Source organism: Citromicrobium bathyomarinum, from assembly GCF_038594605.1.
Taxonomy (GTDB): domain Bacteria; phylum Pseudomonadota; class Alphaproteobacteria; order Sphingomonadales; family Sphingomonadaceae; genus Alteriqipengyuania; species Alteriqipengyuania bathyomarina_B.
Genome location: NZ_JBCFZM010000001.1, coordinates 782,991 through 800,327, shown reverse-complemented (window position 1 = coordinate 800,327; position 17,337 = coordinate 782,991). Strand labels below are relative to the sequence as shown.

General features: G+C 65.0%; 13 protein-coding genes and 1 tRNA gene. 8 read left to right on the top strand and 6 right to left on the bottom strand.

Going from position 1 to position 17,337, the window contains the following annotated elements:
* The first annotated feature begins 17 nt into the window (after nucleotides 1-17).
* A complete protein-coding gene (gene trxA / locus AAG612_RS03875) occupies nucleotides 18-338 on the top strand; it encodes a thioredoxin (protein WP_342507395.1) in 321 nt (106 codons plus the stop codon).
* A 7-nt stretch (nucleotides 339-345) separates the two neighbouring features.
* Here trxA and AAG612_RS03870 read toward each other — a convergent pair whose 3' ends face one another.
* Complete coding sequence (locus AAG612_RS03870) at nucleotides 346-1,158, bottom strand: inositol monophosphatase family protein (protein WP_342507393.1); 813 nt, start codon at nucleotides 1,156-1,158, stop codon at nucleotides 346-348.
* A complete protein-coding gene (gene argJ, locus AAG612_RS03865) occupies nucleotides 1,155-2,381 on the bottom strand; it encodes a bifunctional glutamate N-acetyltransferase/amino-acid acetyltransferase ArgJ (RefSeq protein ID WP_342507391.1) in 1,227 nt (408 codons plus the stop codon). The genes AAG612_RS03870 and argJ overlap by 4 nt, the downstream gene beginning before the upstream one ends.
* A 191-nt stretch (nucleotides 2,382-2,572) precedes the next feature.
* On the opposite strand from argJ, the gene AAG612_RS03860 reads away from it, so the two are divergent.
* The 6 genes from AAG612_RS03860 to AAG612_RS03835 all read left to right on the top strand — a co-directional run bounded on the left by AAG612_RS03860 (nucleotide 2,573) and on the right by AAG612_RS03835 (nucleotide 8,786).
* Nucleotides 2,573-3,604: a hypothetical protein gene (locus tag AAG612_RS03860; protein ID WP_342507390.1), complete on the top strand. Its 1,032-nt coding sequence runs from the start codon at nucleotides 2,573-2,575 to the stop codon at nucleotides 3,602-3,604.
* Between the two features lie 122 nt (nucleotides 3,605-3,726).
* Nucleotides 3,727-4,365, top strand: coding sequence for an energy transducer TonB (locus AAG612_RS03855; RefSeq protein ID WP_342507388.1), 639 nt, complete (start codon nucleotides 3,727-3,729; stop codon nucleotides 4,363-4,365).
* 57 nt (nucleotides 4,366-4,422) lie between these two features.
* Nucleotides 4,423-4,689 carry a hypothetical protein gene (locus tag AAG612_RS03850; protein WP_342507386.1) on the top strand — a complete coding sequence of 89 codons (267 nt, stop codon included), beginning with the start codon at nucleotides 4,423-4,425 and terminating at the stop codon, nucleotides 4,687-4,689.
* Nucleotides 4,690-4,811: 122 nt separating this feature from the next.
* On the top strand, nucleotides 4,812-7,658 hold the full coding sequence (secA, locus tag AAG612_RS03845) for a preprotein translocase subunit SecA (RefSeq protein ID WP_342507384.1): 2,847 nt from the start codon (nucleotides 4,812-4,814) through the stop codon (nucleotides 7,656-7,658).
* Nucleotides 7,580-8,368 (top strand): sulfite exporter TauE/SafE family protein, encoded by a 789-nt coding sequence (locus AAG612_RS03840; protein ID WP_342507382.1) that lies wholly within the window; start codon nucleotides 7,580-7,582, stop codon nucleotides 8,366-8,368. The genes secA and AAG612_RS03840 overlap by 79 nt, the downstream gene beginning before the upstream one ends.
* Before the next feature lie 97 nt (nucleotides 8,369-8,465).
* On the top strand, nucleotides 8,466-8,786 hold the full coding sequence (locus AAG612_RS03835; protein ID WP_342507380.1) for a hypothetical protein: 321 nt from the start codon (nucleotides 8,466-8,468) through the stop codon (nucleotides 8,784-8,786).
* A gap of 151 nt (nucleotides 8,787-8,937) precedes the next feature.
* Here the strand turns inward: AAG612_RS03835 and AAG612_RS03830 are convergent.
* Nucleotides 8,938-9,012: transfer RNA gene (locus tag AAG612_RS03830), tRNA-Asn, on the bottom strand.
* Between the two features lie 67 nt (nucleotides 9,013-9,079).
* Complete coding sequence (locus AAG612_RS03825) at nucleotides 9,080-9,868, bottom strand: NAD kinase (RefSeq protein ID WP_342507378.1); 789 nt, start codon at nucleotides 9,866-9,868, stop codon at nucleotides 9,080-9,082.
* 146 nt (nucleotides 9,869-10,014) lie between these two features.
* On the opposite strand from AAG612_RS03825, the gene AAG612_RS03820 reads away from it, so the two are divergent.
* The gene (locus AAG612_RS03820; protein WP_342507376.1) at nucleotides 10,015-11,301 is read left to right on the top strand and encodes an EAL domain-containing protein; all 1,287 of its coding nucleotides are present in this window, start codon (nucleotides 10,015-10,017) and stop codon (nucleotides 11,299-11,301) included.
* A 44-nt stretch (nucleotides 11,302-11,345) separates the two neighbouring features.
* Here AAG612_RS03820 and AAG612_RS03815 read toward each other — a convergent pair whose 3' ends face one another.
* Both AAG612_RS03815 and mfd read right to left on the bottom strand, forming a co-directional pair.
* Nucleotides 11,346-13,778, bottom strand: coding sequence for a S9 family peptidase (locus AAG612_RS03815; protein WP_342507374.1), 2,433 nt, complete (start codon nucleotides 13,776-13,778; stop codon nucleotides 11,346-11,348).
* Nucleotides 13,779-13,834: 56 nt separating this feature from the next.
* Nucleotides 13,835-17,326 (bottom strand): transcription-repair coupling factor, encoded by a 3,492-nt coding sequence (gene mfd / locus AAG612_RS03810; RefSeq protein WP_342507372.1) that lies wholly within the window; start codon nucleotides 17,324-17,326, stop codon nucleotides 13,835-13,837.
* Nucleotides 17,327-17,337: the final 11 nt, after the last annotated feature.

Here is a 17,337-nt window from a genome sequence, read left to right as displayed (position 1 = left end):
CGAACAGGAGAACTTCCATGGCCACCAAGACCGTCACCGATTCCAGCTTCGAGTCCGATGTCATCCAGAGCGACAAGCCCGTGCTGGTCGATTTCTGGGCCGAATGGTGCGGGCCCTGCAAGATGATCGCGCCTGCGCTGGAGGAAATCAGCGACGAACTGGCCGATCAGGTGACCATCGCCAAGATGGACATCATGGAAAACACCGACACTCCCGGCAAGCTGGGCGTGCAGGGCATCCCCTACCTCGTCCTTTACAAGAACGGCGAGCGTGCCGCCGAATTAACCGGCGCGCGGCCCAAGAGCCAGCTGAAGGCCTGGCTCGAAGAACAGCTCTGATGCGTGCTCAGGCGGCGGGCTCGTAGCCTGCCGCCGTCAACCGCACGACCAGCTGGTCGAACAATTCGCGGTTCGCCGCGCCGACCATGCCCCTGCGCCCGTCGTCGACCCGGTAGGGCGAACCGTCGAGCCGCAGGCAGGTGCCGCCTGCTTCGTTGAGAAATAGGCTGCCCGCCGCGTGGTCCCACGGCAGCGTTCGCTCGTAGATCGCGATGTCGTGCTCACCCAGCACGGTCAGCGGATATTGTTCGCACGCGGCACCGGGCGCGTGGACCAGCGTGTAATTGGGCGCAACCTCCAGCTCGAACCGGCGGCGCTGCTCGGGCGTCATGAAGCGTTTCATCGCGGCGAGGCGCGGCGGGTTTGCGCCGCTCGGTCGGGCGAGCACCTGTTCGCCATCGATTGTCGCGCCCTGGCCCAGATGGGCGGCGCATAGCCGGTCGCGCTGCGGGTCGAAGATCCATCCGGCCTGCGCGGCGCCACCTTCGGCCAGAGCGATCATGATCCCGAAATGGCCCTTGCCGCTGGCGAAGTTGCTGGTCCCGTCGATCGGGTCGATGATCCAGCAGGCGCCCGATAGGCGATCCATCACCGACGGATCGGCATGAACCGCTTCCTCGCCCACGATGGCCGCTTCGGGCACGAGTTTCGCCAGCCCCTCGGCCAGCGCAAGCTCCGCCTCGCGGTCGGCGATGGTGACGAGGTCGTCGTCCGCCTTTTCGATGATTTCGGTCGCCTTCAGCGCCTGGTGGCGCGGCATGATGATCCGTTCCGCCACATCGCGCATCAGGGCCAGAATTTCGCGGTCGAGCACGCTCATGAGCGATAATCCGCGTTGATCGCGATATATCCGTGGGTCAGGTCGCAGGTCCACACGCTCGCGCGGCCATCGCCGAGACCGAGGTCGACCGCGATGTCGATTTCGTCCCCCGCGAGATGCGCAGCGACCGGGGCCTCGTCGTAGTCCTCGACCGGCTGCCCCTCGCGTGCGGCCCAGTGCCCGCCGAAGCCGATCGAGAGGGTGTCGCGGTCGGCGGGTTCACCGGCCTTGCCGACGGCCATCACCACGCGGCCCCAGTTGGCATCGCCGCCCGCGATCGCGGTCTTGACCAGCGGCGAGTTGGCGATGGCCAGGCCTACGGTCCGTGCGCTGTTGTCCGACACCGCGCCGCTTACATGCACCGCGATGAATTTCTGCGCGCCTTCGCCGTCGCGCACGACCGCGTGGGCAAGCTGGCGGCAGACGTCGTGCAGCGCCGCCATGAAGGCATCCGCGCCCGGATCGTCGAACGACGTCAGCTGTGCATGGCCCGCCTTGCCGGTCGCGAAGGCGAGCACGGTGTCGCTGGTCGAAGTGTCGGAATCGACGGTGATGCAAGAGAATGTCTGCCGGTTCGCGGCGGAAAGGCATTCCTGAAGGAAGGCGGGGGAGACCGCCGCGTCGGTGAAGATGTAGCCAAGCATGGTCGCCATATCGGGCGCGATCATCCCGCTGCCCTTGACGATCCCCGCGATCTCGACCCGCGTGTCGCCGATCATCGCGCTGGCATGCGCGCCCTTGGCGAAGGTGTCGGTCGTGCCGATGGTGTTGGTCGCCTCTTCCCACGAACAGGCTTGCGCGCTCAGCACGGCTTCCACGCCCGCGCGCGCCCTGTCCTTGGGCAGCGGCACGCCGATCACGCCGGTGGAGGAGACGAACACCTCACCGGTCGTACAACCGAGATGCTCGGCGACCTGGCCCATGATCTGCTCCACCGCCTCGCGCCCGCGATAGCCGGTGAAGGCGTTGGAATTGCCCGCATTGACGATCAGCGCCCGCGCGCTGCCGCCCTTGATCTGCTCGCGGCCCAGTTCGACCTCGCTCGAACAGCATACGTTCTTCGTGAACACGCCCGCGACGCTGGTGCCCTCTGCCAGCTCGGCAAAGGTCAGGTCGCACCGGTCCCATTCCTTGTAGCGCGCCCGCGCGATGCGCAGCGTCACGCCGTCGATCGGCGGCATATGGGGGAAGGGCAGGGCGAGCGGGGAGCGGGCGAGTTCCATTGTCTGCGGGTTAGGTTCGGCCATGCAGCGAGGCAAGAGCGTTCGATGGAAGGGCATGCATCAGCGCTCCCATTCCCGCTTGCGATTGCGCTGCCGAAAGTTCACCGCTCGTCGCTCACCACCGCTTGCACGCATCGCGCAACGAGTGTCGGGCGCAGAACTCTGACGAAAGGTCATCAGAAGAGAGCCGAATGCGTATTGGTTGGTACACCCAGCGCCGGAACCCCAAGCACGCCAGCGCGCGCCTGCGCGTCCATGGCCCGATGGCGCAGCTCGCGGCACGCGGGCATGAATGCGTGTTTTACGACGGCGGGCACTCGGCTGAGGGGCTCGATTGCATCGTCATTTCCAAGAGCTTCACCCGTACGGCCGACAAGGTGATGGACCGGGCCCAAGCGGCAGGCGTGCCGGTGCTCTACGACATGTGCGACAACCTGATCGCCAAAGCGCGCGCCGAGGGTGACAAGCAGACCGAAGCCCGAGTGATTGCGGGCTTGCAGCGGGCAGCGCTGATTACCGCTCCTACACCCGACCTGCTCGCGCGGCTCGCCGAACAGGTTGCAGGCGTTCCGCTGAAGGTCGTTCCGGACATGCTGGAGAATACCGATTTCCTCGCCGGATTGCCTCTCTCGCTGCTGGAGCGCTGGCGGCTGACGCGCTTGCGCCGCTTCCTCACCCGCCACGACGAAGCGCTGCACTGCGTCTGGTTCGGCAACAGCGCGGGCAAGCATGCCGGGCTGGTCCATGTCGCCGAGCGGATGAGCGAGTTGGAGGCTTTTGCAAGGAGCCATCCGATCACGCTCACCATCATCAGCGACACCTGGTTTGCCTATCGGAAGGTCGGCGCGGATTTCGGCATCCCGTCCCATTACATGAGCTGGTCGCTCGCCGCTTTCCTGCCTGCGCTTCGCGCGCATCGCGTGGCGGTCATTCCGGTGGGGAGAAGCAGCTTTACGCTGGGCAAGTCGATCAACCGGCCTGCCACCGCGCTGCGTGCGGGGCTGGGCGTGGTTGCCGATGCGCTTCCAGCTTACGAGGAGTTGCGAGACTTCGTGGCGATCGACGACTGGCAGGGCGGGCTTGCGCGCTACGCCTGCGATTGGAACGACGAGCGGGAGCGCCTTGCGCAGGGCCTTGCCCATATCGATGCGCGCTACGGCGATCGCGCGGTAGCCGACCGGTGGGAGGAAGCGCTGCAAGCCGCCATTCCCGCCCACGCTTAGGGACAGTGCGGAATGCGGTGCACACGGGTTTACAAGCGCGGCTCCGCCGCACACACTCTGCGCAAGGGATTGCCACAGGGGGTAATATGCAAAGCGTTATCGGAGCGGCCGCGGTCTTGCTCATGTCGGGATCGGGTGCGGCGCTGGCGCAGGATGCACCACCGGCACTTCGCATCGTCGATTCAGAGCAACCGAAGCCCCAGCAGGCCGGTTCGCCGCTGGACAGGGCGGAGCCGGGCGGAAATGCGCTGAGGCCGGCCAACAACCCCGGTACGTGGATCCGGAGTACGGACTATCCTACCTCGGCTATCGCAAGAAACGAGGAGGGGACGGTGTCCTTCTCGCTCGACGTGGAGCCCGACGGCACGGTGTCGGGCTGCGAAACGACCGGGGGTAGCGCGCCGCAAAACCTCAAGCAGCTGACCTGCGAGCTTATCACGAAGCGCGCACTTTTCGTGCCCAAGCGCGATCAGGAGGGGCAGGCGGTCGCGGGCGTCTTCGATGGCACCGTGCGCTGGCAAATACCCGAAGGCAGCCGCCCTGCGCCCGAAGAAAGTGAATGGGATTACGCCTTCACGGTAGAGGCAGACGGTTCGGTTTCGGACTGCGAGATCGATACGCTCGTCGGTTTCGACCGGTCATGGGCCTGCGGATTTCCGGCTGGCCCGGTCTTCGAGCCGATCCGCGACGAGGACGGCAATCCGGTACGGCGCAGGTTCCGCATGAAGGGCAGCGTGAGCGTCGAAGAACCCGCGGACTAGGCGGGCCTACCGCTTGCGGCTGGACGGCGAGTGAAGCTGTGCCTATGTAAACAGCCGATGCTTCGCATTCTGCTCACCTGCTTGGCCTTCCTTACCGGCCTGATCGCGCTCGGCGCGCCGGGGCACGCCATGCTGGCGGAAAGCTCGGTCAGCCGCTCGGCCGACGAAGTCTGCGATCCCGAAGAGGATAACAAGCGCTGCGTCTGTCGCACCAAGTATGCGGTGCGCGACTGGTGGATCGTTGCCGAGAAGGTGTGCCGCCTGCGCGGCCCGGTCGTTTTCATTCCGACCGTCCAGTACGGGCCCGACCGCTTGCGCGAATAGCGCACCTGCGTACCCGGCCGTTCGCCCCTGAGGGCGGCGCATAATCCCTTTTTCCTGCGGCAGCGCCGGCGTTCCCAGCCGAGCCTGCGCATTCCATCGAAATTTCAAGGTCCCCTCGCACCATGTTCCAGTCGCTCACCAAATCCATCTTCGGCTCGTCCAACGATCGCTACGTCAAGTCGCTGCACAAGATCGTCGCGCAGATAAACGCGCTCGAGCCCGGAATGCAGGCGCTTTCCGACGAGGATTTGCAGGCGCAGACGCACAAGCTGCGCGATCGGCTGGCCGAGGGTGCCAAACTCGACGACATCCTGCCCGAAGCCTTCGCAACGGTGCGCGAAGCCTCGGTCCGCGTCTTCGGCATGCGGCACTTCGACGTGCAGATGATCGGCGGGATCGTGCTCCATCGCGGCGAGATCGCGGAAATGCGGACGGGTGAGGGCAAGACGCTGGTCGCGACGCTGGCGACCTACCTCAACGCGCTCGAAAGCAAGGGCGTCCACGTGATCACCGTGAACGACTACCTCGCGAAGCGCGATGCCGAATGGATGGGTCAGCTCTATCGCTGGCTCGGCCTGTCGGTCGGCGTGATCGTGCCCAACCTCGGCGAGTTCGAGCGGCGCGAGGCCTATGCCGCCGACATCACCTACGGCACGAACAACGAATTCGGCTTCGACTATCTGCGCGACAATATGAAGCACGAGCGCAGCCAGATGGTGCAGCGCGCCTTTAACCACGCGATCATCGACGAGGTCGACTCGATCCTGATCGACGAAGCGCGCACCCCGCTGATCATCTCGGGCCCCACCGAAGACAAGACCGACCTTTACATCACCATCGACCAGGTTCTGAAGGACTTCGTCGCCGATCATAATGCGATCCCCGACAGCTCCAGCGAAGGCGTGGGCTTCTACGACACCGACGAGAAATCGCGCACCGTCTCGCTGACCGAGGAAGGCGCGGAGGAGATCGAGCAGCGGCTCGCCGCGAGCGGTCTGCTCGAAACCGATAATCTCTACGATGTCGAGAACACTCAGGTCGTCCACCATATGAACGAAGGCCTACGCGCCAACCTGATGTTCAAGCTGGACGATCAATACATCGTGAAAGACGGCAAGGTCGTCATCATCGACGAGTTCACCGGCCGCATGATGGAAGGGCGCCGCTGGTCCAACGGCCTGCACCAGGCGGTCGAGGCGAAGGAAGGCGTGAAGATCGAGCCCGAGAACCAGACGATGGCCTCGATCACCTTCCAGAACTATTTCCGCATGTATCCCAAGCTTTCGGGCATGACCGGCACCGCCGCGACCGAAGCCGCCGAGTTCTGGGAAATCTACAAGATGAACGTGGTGGAGATCCCCACCAACGTGCCCGTCCAGCGGATCGACGAGGACGACGAGTTCTACAAGAACACGATGGACAAGTTCCAGGCCATCGCCAAGGCGATCCGCGAGAAGAGCGAGATCGGCCAGCCGGTGCTGGTCGGCACGGTCAGCATCGAGAAGTCCGAACTGCTCAGCTCGTTCCTCGACAAGGAAGGCGTGAAGCACGAGGTCCTGAACGCGCGCCAGCACGAGCGTGAGGCGCATATCGTCGCGCAGGCCGGGCAGCCCGGGGCGGTGACCATCGCGACCAACATGGCGGGCCGCGGGACCGACATCCAGCTGGGCGGCAACCTCGACTTCATGATCGAAGACCAGGTCGGCGACATGCCCGAAGGGCCCGAGCGCGACAAGCTGATCGAAAAGATCAAGGCGCAGGTCGCGGAGGACAAGGCCAAGGTCCTCGAAGCGGGCGGGTTGTTCGTGCTCGGCACCGAACGCCACGAAAGTCGCCGGATTGACAACCAGCTGCGCGGCCGCTCGGGCCGTCAGGGCGACCCCGGCCTCTCGCGCTTCTACCTCTGCCTCGAAGACGATCTGCTGCGCATTTTCGGGCCGGACACGCTGTTCGCCCGAATGATGAATTCCAACCTCGCCGATGGCGAGGCGATCGGTTCCAAATGGCTCTCCAAGGCGATTGAGACCGCGCAGAAGAAGGTCGAGGCGCGCAACTACGACACGCGCAAGCAGGTCGTCGAATACGACGACGTGATGAACGACCAGCGCAAGGTGATCTACGAACAGCGCGCCGAAATCATGGATAGCGAAGCGGTGGACGATGTGGTGGTCGACATGCGGCACGATACGGTGACCGCAATCGTCGCCGAATCCTGCCCGCCGGGTTCCTATCCCGAACAGTGGGACGTCGCAGGGCTGAAAGCCCGGGTCGAGGAAATCCTCGGCCTGACCCCACCGATCGACGACTGGATGGAAGAAGACGCGATCGAACCCGAGCTGTTCGAGGATCGTCTCCGCGCCGAGGCCGACGCCAAGATGGACGCCAAGATCGAACAGTCCGATGCGCAGATCTGGCGCCGGGTCGAAAAGGGCATTCTGCTCGAACGGCTCGACTTCCACTGGAAGGAACATCTCGCCACGCTCGACGCGCTGCGCCAGGTGGTGTTCCTGCGCGCCTATGCGCAGAAGACGCCGATCAACGAATACAAGCAGGAAGCCTTCGGCCTGTTCGAGAAGATGCTCGATACGCTGCGTGAGGACGTGACCAAGATCCTGCTGCGCAACGAAATCCGGATCGCTCCGCCGCAGCAGAAGCTGCCCGACCTGCCCGACTTTCTGACCGGCCATATCGACCCGCTAACGGGGATCGACGACAGCAACGATGGCGATGGTTCGGAAAGCCAGGCCGCGATGTTCGGCTCGCTGGCGGGCTCTCCGCGTGCGTCTGCCGGGCCGGGCCGGGCTTCGGCCAGCGGGGAGAATCCATGGGCCGGGCAGGACATCAGCCGCAACGCGCCGTGTCCGTGCGGATCGGGTAACAAGTACAAGCATTGCCACGGCGCCGCCGGTGGCTCGATGGCGGGATCGGGCGGATCGGCTTCGCAGCCCTCCTCGCCGCGTTCTGCGTAACCGCGCTGCTCTATGCGTCGGTCGGCTTCGGCGGTGGATCGACCTATAGCGCGCTGCTGGCGCTTTCCGGCATGGACTACCGGCTGCTGCCGGTGGTCTCGCTGCTGTGCAATCTCGCGGTGGTCAGCGGCAGCTCGGTGCGCTTCGCGCGCGCGGGGATCACCCCGTGGCGCGGCGCTCTGGCGCTGACCGCGATTGCCGCACCCGCCGCGCTGCTCGGCGGGCTGACCCCCATCGGAGAGCGCGCCTTCCTGATGCTGCTGGGCGCGAGCCTGTGCGTCGCGGGCGCCTTGCTGCTGCTGCCCAAGCGTGAGGCAAGCGAAGGCCGATCAAGGCTCGGAGGCCGCGCGATCTACGTAGCCGCGATGCCGCTGGGCTATCTCGCGGGGCTGGTGGGGATCGGCGGCGGCATCTTCCTCGCCCCGTTGCTGCACCTCGTGCGCTGGGACAACCCGCGCGCCATCGCCGCGACCGCGAGCCTGTTCATCCTCGTCAATTCGCTGTTCGGCCTCTCCGGCCAGCTCGCCAAGAACGGTTTCGGAATGCTCGGCGCGGCGGCAGAGGCGGGCCTGCCGCTGATGATCGCGGTGGTTATTGGCGGCCAGATCGGCAGCCTGTTCGCGGTTCGGCTGTTCAAGCCGAAGGTGATCGCCTGGCTGACGGCGGGGTTGACGCTGTTTGTGGGGGTGCGGCTGTTGTTGGGGGCTTAGGGCGCTGAAGCTGACCGTCAGCTAACGACCCCATTGCGGACACTCGCTTTATTACTAAGAATGCAACATGCGCAGCGCTCGAATAGCGATACTTTCGATGACATTGGCTGGCTGCGTGTCGGCCTCTTCCCCCACTGGAATCTCGAACTATCAGATGCTCGAAGAGAGGTTGAATGAGAAAGTCACCCTCTCCGGATTCTGGTCAAACCAGCACGAGGCGACAGGCATCTACTTTGGCAAAAGGAACTATTTTGACGCCCCGGAAAGCTGTGTCGCTGTCGATGCGGTTATCGATGCACCTCATGCGAGTAGAGTGAAGCTGACAGGGACATTGGAAAAAACGGCCTGTGGCACCGAGCTCATCTGTATCACGGTCTGCCAGCCATATGTCTTGAGGAACGCGCAGCGGGTAGAATGACCTTGGGTGGCAGCTAACCACCCCATCACGGTCGCCGACGCCACCGCATGAAGTGCCCTGAAGCGGACATCGAACGCGAAGCTACGAAAAGCCCGGAAGCCCTCGCACAGGAGACGGCTCCGGCGCTGTTGCTGCGGCTATGAAGGAAAAATGGCTCCCCGAGTTGGATTCGAACCAACGACCAAGTGATTAACAGTCACCTACTCTACCGCTGAGCTATCGGGGAGCAGCCATATCGGCAGGCCCGGGCCTATATGGGGGGGCTTAAGATTTCGCAAGCCCCCAATGGAAAATCAGGTCATGAATTGTTCGGCGACGATCCGGTCGTCGAGCGAATGGCCCTTGTCGAACAGCAGGGTCAGCTCGGAGTCGCGCGCGATCTCCACGTGGACCTCGGCCACGTCGCGCACCTCCTTCTGGTCCGCCACCGCCGCCACGGGGCGCTTGGCAGGCTCGTTGATGCGGAACGTCACCCGCGCGCGGTCGGGCAGGATCGCGCCGCGCCAGCGCCGGGGGCGGAAGGCGCTGATCGGGGTGAGCGCAAGCAGATGCGAATCGAGCGGCAGGATCGGGCCATTGGCGGAAAGGTTATAGGCGGTCGATCCTGCAGGCGTTGCCACTAGCACGCCATCGGCCACCAGTTCCTCGATCCGGGTCTTGTCGTCGACTACGATCTCGATCTTCGCGGTCTGGCGGGTTTCGCGCAGCAGCGACACTTCGTTGAGCGCGCATTCGATGCGGGTCTCGCCATCCTGCGTGGTCGCCTCCATCCTCAGCGGAGAAATCCCCACCGGGCGGCTGCGGTTGACCCGGTCGATCAGCGCACCCTTGGGACGGTGCTTGTTCATCAGAAAGCCCATCGTGCCGCGATTGACGCCATAGACGGGCAGGATGCGCCCGGTATCGAGCATCGTGTGCAGCGTCTGGAGCATGAAACCGTCGCCGCCTAGCGCGACGACCGCGTCGGCCTCGCTCTGCGGCACCCAGTCGTGCGAATCGCGCAGGTCCTGCGCCGCGTCCTGCGCCAGAGCGGAGTTCGAAATCGCGAGCGCCAGCCGCTCGAATGTCGGTTGCCCGGCCATTGCAGTCCTCTTCCCGTGCCTTGCCCAGTCACTGGGCGCAGTGCCTATGGAGCATGGAGCGGCTTGGCAATGCATGTGCGCCGCAGCGGGGTATTCTCGCGAAGCTCAGGCTTCCCCATTCGGCAAGCGCTTGCAATAGAGGTGCGATGGATGCCGACGCCGACCATGATGCGCTGACCGGGCTTGCGAGCCCGGACTTCGCACGAGCAATTCTGAGCCGATGGCTGGAGCAGGAGGATACGCGGGTTCATGCGATGCTGCTGGTGCTGGGGCGGTTCGACAGTGTGAACCTTGCCCATGGCGCGGTCGCGGGGGACTATGCGCTGACCGAGGTGGCCCGGCGGTTGAGCCATTTCGGGCATGACGAGTTCGCGCAAGACACGTGGTTCGTCGCGCGGCTCGATGGCGGCAAGTTCCTGCTCGCAACGCGCGAGCCGTGCAGCCGGGAGCGGTGGCAGTTCCTCGCCGAGGCACTGGCGGACGGGATCGCACAGCCGCTCGCCGGGGCGATTGCCGGCCTGCCGCAGCTTTGGCCGCATATTGCGTTGATCCGCGCTCTGTCGGGCGACGATGCGGCAAACATCCTCGGGCGACTGGGCGATGCGCAGATCGGCCTGCGGGGCGAGCCGGGACGGCGGATCGTCTGGATCGACCGGGACGAGGCACCTGCGGGGATCGACACCGGGCAGGTAGAGGCGGAGCTTCGCCGCGCGCTCGACGCAGGGGAAGTTGCGGTGCGCTTCCAGCCGCAATATCGGCTCGCCGACGATGCGATGATCGGGGCCGAGGCGCTGGTCCGCTGGAACCAGCCGCTGCTCGGCTCGATCGGCGGGGAGGCGCTGCTGCGGATCGCGGCGCGGGCGGACCTTACCACGCAGCTGACCCGGCGGGTGGTCGGGGCCGCTCTGAAATCGGTGCTCACCTGGCCTGCCGATCTCAAATGCTCGATCAATGTGACGGCCGCCGATCTGGCTGTCGCGCGCTTTCCCCAGGACATGCTGGACATGATGGGCGATCTCTCGGTCAATCCCGAGCGGATTACGCTGGAGATTACCGAGCAGGCGCTGCTGGGCGATCTCGACCTGGCCGCACGCTCGCTAGGCCTGTTGCGCGATGCGGGGATGCGGATCGCGCTCGACGATTTCGGCGCGGGCTTCTGCAATTTCGGATATCTCAAATTCCTGCCGCTCGACATCATCAAGCTCGACCGCATCATGCTCGACGGGGTGGAGGACAACCCGCGCGACCGGGCGGTGCTGCGCGCCGTGGTGGCAATGGCCCGCGCGCTTGACCTCGAAGTGGTGGCCGAGGGCGTGGAGAGCGAGCAGCAGCGCACGATCGCGCTGGAAGAGGGCTGCACCTCGTATCAGGGCTTCCTGCGCGCCAAGCCTTTGCCGCAGGCCGAATTTCTCGACCTGGCGCGGGCCGGGTGAGGGCGGCCCCCCGGGGATAAGCCCGAGAGGCCGATAGCTCATCGCTAGTCAGCCGAGGCCGGGTCGTCGCTCGGCACCTCGGCATTCTTCACATGCGTGTCGAACCAGTCGAACATCTCGGCGAGCGTGTGGAGGATCGACTCCCGCCCGCGATAGCCGTGGTCCTCATGCGGCAGCATCACCAGCCGCGCGGTGCCTCCGGTTCCCTTGACCGCCGCGAACATGCGCTCCGACTGCTGCGGGAAGGTGCCCGAATTGCTGTCGTTCTCGCCATGGATGAACAGGATCGGCTCGTTGATCTTGTCCGCCGCCATGAACGGGCTGAGCATGTAGTAGGTCTCGGGCGTATCCCAGAAGATGCGCCGTTCGGACTGGAAACCGAAAGGCGTGAGCGTGCGGTTATACGCGCCCGAACGCGCGATGCCCGCCTTGAAGATGTCGCTCTGTGCCAGCAGGTGCGCGGTCATGAACGCGCCGTAGCTGTGCCCGCCGACACCCACGCGAACGCCGTCGCCAAAGCCGCGCTCCACCGTGAAGTCGACGGCGGCCTGTCCGGCAGCGACGATCTGTTCGATGAAGCTGTCGTTGACCGTTTCGGGATCGTCGCCGATCACCGGCATCGCTGCCCGGTCCAGCACGGCATAGCCCTGAGTCAGGAAGAACAGGTGCGAATAGCTGCCGATGCGCGTGAAGCGGTACGGCGAATCGCGGTTCTGGCTGGCCGTCGCCGCATCGTTGAATTCGCGCGGATAGGCCCACACGACCACCGGCAGCTTGTCGCCTTCCTTGTATTCGGGCGGAAGGTAAAGCGTCGCGGTCAGATCGACGCCATCGGCGCGCTGGTAAGTGACCAGCTCGCGCTTGATCCCGGTCAGTTCGGGGTGCGGATCGGGGAAGTCGGTGATGAAGCGTTCGGTCCCATCTCCGTAGAGCTTGATGTTGCCAGGGTTGAGCGGGCTTTCGTAGAAGGTGAGGAACTCGCTGCCGTCATCGTCGAGCACATCGATCACCGATTCGAGCTGCTCGCCCGAATTGCGCCACAGCTCTTCGGTTTCCAGCGTGGTCAGATCGAAGCGGCGCAGGAAGGGTCGCAGGCCTTCGGGCGTCGCGCCGCTACCGTTCAGCAGCAGCTTGCCATCGACATTGCGCGCCACGCCGAAGCCGCGTGCCGTATAGGTGGTCAGCGGGCTGCCCGGGTCGTTGTAGGCATCCTGCACGTTGCGCAGGTTGAGCACGCGCGGCGCATTGCCGCCCGTCACATCGACCAGCGACTGGCGCAGCTCGCGCGTGTCACGGTCGTAATCATAAGCGATCATGTCGTCGGTGCCTTCGATGCCCATCGCGCCCGAGGCGCGGTCTTCGAAGCGCGCGACCACACGGCCCTCGCCGCTGAACGGCGCGGTGAGCGCGTAGAGGTTGTCGCGGTTGTCGCTTTCGACGCGCGGGTCGCCGCCGTCCTGCGCTTCGACCCACATCAGCAGCGAGTCTTCGGTCGGGTGCCACTGGATATTGCGCCGTCCGGTCACCACGCCCTGCACGGGCAGCGCATCGGCCAGCGGCTGCTCGGCGATCATCTGCACGAGCTCGCCTTCGCGGTTGTAGACCGCGCTGGTGATCGGAAAACGGTAGTAAGGCACCTGGTACGAGAACGGCTTTTCCAACCATTCCATCAGCAGATATTCGCCATCGGGCGAGGGCGTGACACTGGTGTAGATGCGAGGCTCGCCGATGGCGCGCATGCCCGATCCGTCTGCGTTCATCACTACCGGCTGGCTGGTTGTCAGCCATTCGAACAATGCCTCGTCATGCGGATTTTCGAGCAGGTCTTGATAGGTTCGTGTCTGCGCTTCCACGCCGCCCGCTGCGTCCTGGATCGCCGGGCCACTCGGGGTCAGCGATTCGACCGGCTTGGGTCCGCGATCCTGCGGGATGGTCAGGACCAGCAACGATCCATCGGGCATCCAGCGCGGGTTCTGGAAGATCGGGTTCACTCCGCCGGTCATCAGCTTGGCGACGGTCGTGGTATCGGTATCGAGGACGTGTAGGTCCATCGCGTCGCTGCGCGTGTTGGTGAAGACCACCTGCGAGCCGTCCGGCTTCCATGAAACGTCGGAGATGTCTGCCTCGGCGGGCAGTGCGACCCGCCGCGTAGCGCCGCTGGCGATATCCTGCAGCACCAGCCCGACCGTGGCGCGCGTGCCGTAGCGATCATTGATCGAGGCATCGAGCCGCAGCCCGGCGAGCTTTTCCATCGGCTTGGCCAGCTCTGCGACCGGCGGCAGCGCCTCGCGCTCCAGCAGCAGGATCTGGTCGTTATCGGGCGAAACCGACACGCCGGGGCTGGGCGCCCGGGTGACGATGTCGGTCACGTCCTGCGGCGGGGTCTGGTAGCCTTCCTGCGCGGCGACAGGTGCGGCGGTGGCGGCAAGGCCAATGGCAAGCGCGAGCGCGCTGGCGGCGAAGTTGATCGATCGCATGGTGGTATTTCTCCCTCGCGGGGAGCTTTGCCCAAACCGGCCGAGCGATCAATCCATCAGTCTGCCGCCGCCTTGGTTTTCTTTGCCTTGCGGGCGACATTCATCAGGCCCCTGGTCAGCTGGAACAGCCCGTTGAGGCGGCTTTGCGGATCGCCCCACGCACGGTTGACGACCAGCTTCATATCGGGCCGCAGCTTCACCGCTTCTGCGCGCTTGTCGACGTAAGCCAGCAGGCCTGCCGGATCGGGGAAATCGTCCTTGTGGAAGGTGACCAGCGTGCCACGCGCGCCGACATCGATCTTCGCGATGTTGGCGGCAATCGCCTGATGCTTGATCTCGATCAGGCGGACGAGGTTCTGCGTCGCGCTGGGCAATTCGCCGAAGCGGTCGATCATCTCGGCCGCCAGCCCCTCGATCTCGGCCTGGTCGCTCGCCTGATTGAGGCGGCGGTAGAGCGCCATGCGCACAGCGAGGTCGGGCACGTATTCTTCCGGAATCATGATCGGTGCATCGACCGTGATCTGCGGGCTGATATCCTCGGGGGGTTTCTCAAGCCCCATCTCGCCCGCCTTGGCCGCGAGGATCGCGTCCTCCAGCATCGACTGGTAGAGTTCGAAGCCGACCTCGCGGATATGGCCCGACTGTTCGTCGCCCAGCAGGTTGCCCGCGCCGCGAATGTCGAGGTCGTGGCTGGCGAGCTGGAAGCCAGCACCAAGGCTGTCGAGGTCGCTCAATACCTTGAGGCGCTTCTCCGCGACCTCCGACAAAGCCTCATCCGCAGGCGTGGTCAGGTAGGCATAGGCGCGCAGCTTCGCACGGCCCACGCGCCCGCGCAGCTGGTAAAGCTGGGCGAGGCCGAAACGGTCGGCGCGGTGGATGATGATCGTGTTGGCGCTGGAGATGTCGAGCCCGCTTTCGACGATCGTGGTCGACAGCAGAACATCGTATTTCTTCTCGTAGAACGCGCTCATCCGGTCTTCGACCTCCGACGCGCTCATCTGCCCGTGCGCGGGCACGACCTTCACTTCGGGCACATGCTCGCGCAGCCAGTCGAGCATCGGGTCCATGTCGGAGATGCGTGGGACCACGATAAAGCTCTGCCCGCCGCGATGGTGTTCGCGCAGCAGCGCCTCGCGGATCACCATGTCGTCCCACTCCATCACGTAGGTCCGCACGGCGAGGCGGTCCACCGGCGGGGTCTGGATGGTGGAGAGTTCGCGCAGGCCCGTCATCGCCATCTGCAGCGTACGCGGGATCGGCGTCGCGGTGAGGGTCAGCATGTGGACGTCGGCGCGCAGCGTCTTGAGCTTTTCCTTGTGCGTCACGCCGAAACGCTGTTCCTCGTCGACGATCACGAGGCCCAGATCCTTGAATTTGGTCGACTTGGAGAGGATCGCGTGCGTGCCGATGACGATATCCATCGTGCCGTCGGCCAGCGCATCGCGCGTCTCGCTCGCTTCCTTGGGCGGCACGAGGCGGCTGAGGCGCCCGATCTTGAGCGGGAAGCCGGCAAACCGCTCGCTGAAATTCTGGTAGTGCTGTCGCGCGAGCAGGGTGGTCGGGGCCACGACAGCGACCTGTTGGCCGCCCATCGCCGCGACGAAGGCGGCGCGCAGCGCCACCTCGGTCTTGCCGAAACCGACATCGCCGCAGACCAGCCGATCCATCGGCTTGCCGCTTTCCAGATCGCCCAGCACGTCGGCGATCGCGCGTTCCTGATCGTCGGTTTCCTCCCACGGGAAGCGGTCGACGAACTGGTTGTAGCTGGCCTCGTCCGTTTCGAGCACGGGGGCCTTCTTGAGCGCGCGCTGTGCGGCGGTGCGCATCAGCTCGCTCGCGATTTCGCGAATCCGCTCGCGCAGTTGCGCGCGGCGTTTCTGCCAAGCTTCGCCGCCCAGCCGGTCGAGCATGACGGCTTCTTCGCTACTGCCGTAGCGCGAGAGGACTTCGAGGTTTTCGACCGGGATGTAGAGCTTGTCGCTGCCCTTGTACTCCAGCATCACACAGTCGTGCTTGGACTTCCCGACGGTGATCGGTTCGAGGCCGAGATACTTGCCGATGCCATGTTCGGTGTGAACCACCAGATCGCCGCGCGAGAGCGCCTGAAGCTCGCTCAGGAAAGCATCCGAATCGCGCCGCTTCTTGCGCCTGCGGACCAGCCGATCGCCGAGCAGATCCTGCTCGGTAATCAGCTCGATATCGTCGCTCGCAAACCCGCTGTCGAGCGGCAGGATCATCGCCGTCGGCGCACCCTTTGCCGCCTTGCCCAGCGCATCCTGCCAGCTCTCGGCAAGCGTCACACTTGTGCCCGCTTCGCTGAGGATCGAGGCGATGCGCTGGCGGCTGCCCTGGGAATAGGCGGCGAGCAAGGGGCGCTTGCCCGCCTTGCCGATGGTCTTGAAATGCTGTGCGGCCGCTTCGTAGATATTGTCGCCGCGCGCACGCTCGGGCGCGAAGTCGCGGGCCGAGCCGAAGCCGAAATCGATCACGCTGTCGCTCTCGGGCTCGTCGAAGCCGGTCGCGCGGTGGACGGGCCGCTGGGCCATTACGCCGTCGATCTCGTCCTGCGCCAGGTAGAGTGCCTCGGGGTCGAGCGGGCGATAGCTGCCCGCCTTCTGCCCGGCAGTCTCGGTCCGCGTGCGGCGGTATTCGACGATGTCGGAGATACGTTCCTCGAACGCGGCGAGCGCACCGACGTCGATGACAACCGGATCGCTCTCGCCAAGATGGTCGAACAGGGTCGCCAGCTTGTCCTCGAACAGCGGCAGCCAGTGCTCCATCCCCGCCTGTCGTCGCCCTTCGCTGACCGCCTCGTAGAGCGGGTCCTGCGTGGCATTCGCGCCGAAGCGTTCGCGATAGGCGGAGCGGAAGCGTTTGATCGTCGCGTCTTCGAGCAACACTTCCGAAGCAGGTAGCAGCAGGAAGGAATCGAGCGTGCCGGTGGTGCGCTGCGTGCTCGGGTCGAACAGCCGCAGGCTCTCCAGCTCGTCGCCAAAGAAATCGAGCCGGAGGCCCTGTTCGAGGCCTGAGGGAAAAATGTCGAAGATCGATCCGCGCACCGCGAATTCGCCTGCGTCGATCACGGTGTCCGTGCGGTTGTAGCCCTGCTTTTGCAGCAGCTGGGTCAGGCTCTCGTGCCCGATGCTGATTCCCGGCTTCAGCTCGCGCACCGCCTCGCGAATGCGGAACGGAGTGAGCATACGCTGGAGCACGGCATTGGCGGTGGTGACGAGCAGTTGCGGCGTGCCTTTCTCGCTCTGCAGGCGATGCAGCGCGGCCAGCCGCTGGGTGCTGATCGAGAGCGCGGGGCTGGCCCGGTCATAGGGCAGGCAATCCCACGCAGGCAGCTCGATCACGCTGAGCTCGGGCGCGAAATAGCGCGCGGCGTCGGCCACGCCGCGCATCGCGCTGTCTTCGGGAGCGATGAACACAGCGCGTCGTTTCGCTGCGCGCGCGATGTCCGCCATCACCAGAGGCTGCGCGCCACGGGCCAAGTTGGCGAAGGTCAGCGGCTGTTTCGCGGCGAGGATGCGGGAGAGGTCGGGCATTGGTGTCTAAG

Bases quoted from the DNA above. Each gene is read 5' to 3' on its own strand.
- AAG612_RS03870 (WP_342507393.1), bottom strand. From the start codon at position 1,158: ATGAGCGTGCTCGACCGCGAAATTCTGGCCCTGATGCGCGATGTGGCG.
- AAG612_RS03855 (WP_342507388.1), top strand. From the start codon at position 3,727: ATGTCGGGATCGGGTGCGGCGCTGGCGCAGGATGCACCACCGGCACTT.
- argJ (WP_342507391.1), bottom strand. From the start codon at position 2,381: ATGGAACTCGCCCGCTCCCCGCTCGCCCTGCCCTTCCCCCATATGCCG.
- trxA (WP_342507395.1), top strand. From the start codon at position 18: ATGGCCACCAAGACCGTCACCGATTCCAGCTTCGAGTCCGATGTCATC.
- AAG612_RS03850 (WP_342507386.1), top strand. From the start codon at position 4,423: ATGCTTCGCATTCTGCTCACCTGCTTGGCCTTCCTTACCGGCCTGATC.
- mfd (WP_342507372.1), bottom strand. From the start codon at position 17,326: ATGCCCGACCTCTCCCGCATCCTCGCCGCGAAACAGCCGCTGACCTTC.
- secA (WP_342507384.1), top strand. From the start codon at position 4,812: ATGTTCCAGTCGCTCACCAAATCCATCTTCGGCTCGTCCAACGATCGC.
- AAG612_RS03820 (WP_342507376.1), top strand. From the start codon at position 10,015: ATGGATGCCGACGCCGACCATGATGCGCTGACCGGGCTTGCGAGCCCG.
- AAG612_RS03825 (WP_342507378.1), bottom strand. From the start codon at position 9,868: ATGGCCGGGCAACCGACATTCGAGCGGCTGGCGCTCGCGATTTCGAAC.
- AAG612_RS03860 (WP_342507390.1), top strand. From the start codon at position 2,573: ATGCGTATTGGTTGGTACACCCAGCGCCGGAACCCCAAGCACGCCAGC.
- AAG612_RS03815 (WP_342507374.1), bottom strand. From the start codon at position 13,778: ATGCGATCGATCAACTTCGCCGCCAGCGCGCTCGCGCTTGCCATTGGC.
- AAG612_RS03835 (WP_342507380.1), top strand. From the start codon at position 8,466: ATGACATTGGCTGGCTGCGTGTCGGCCTCTTCCCCCACTGGAATCTCG.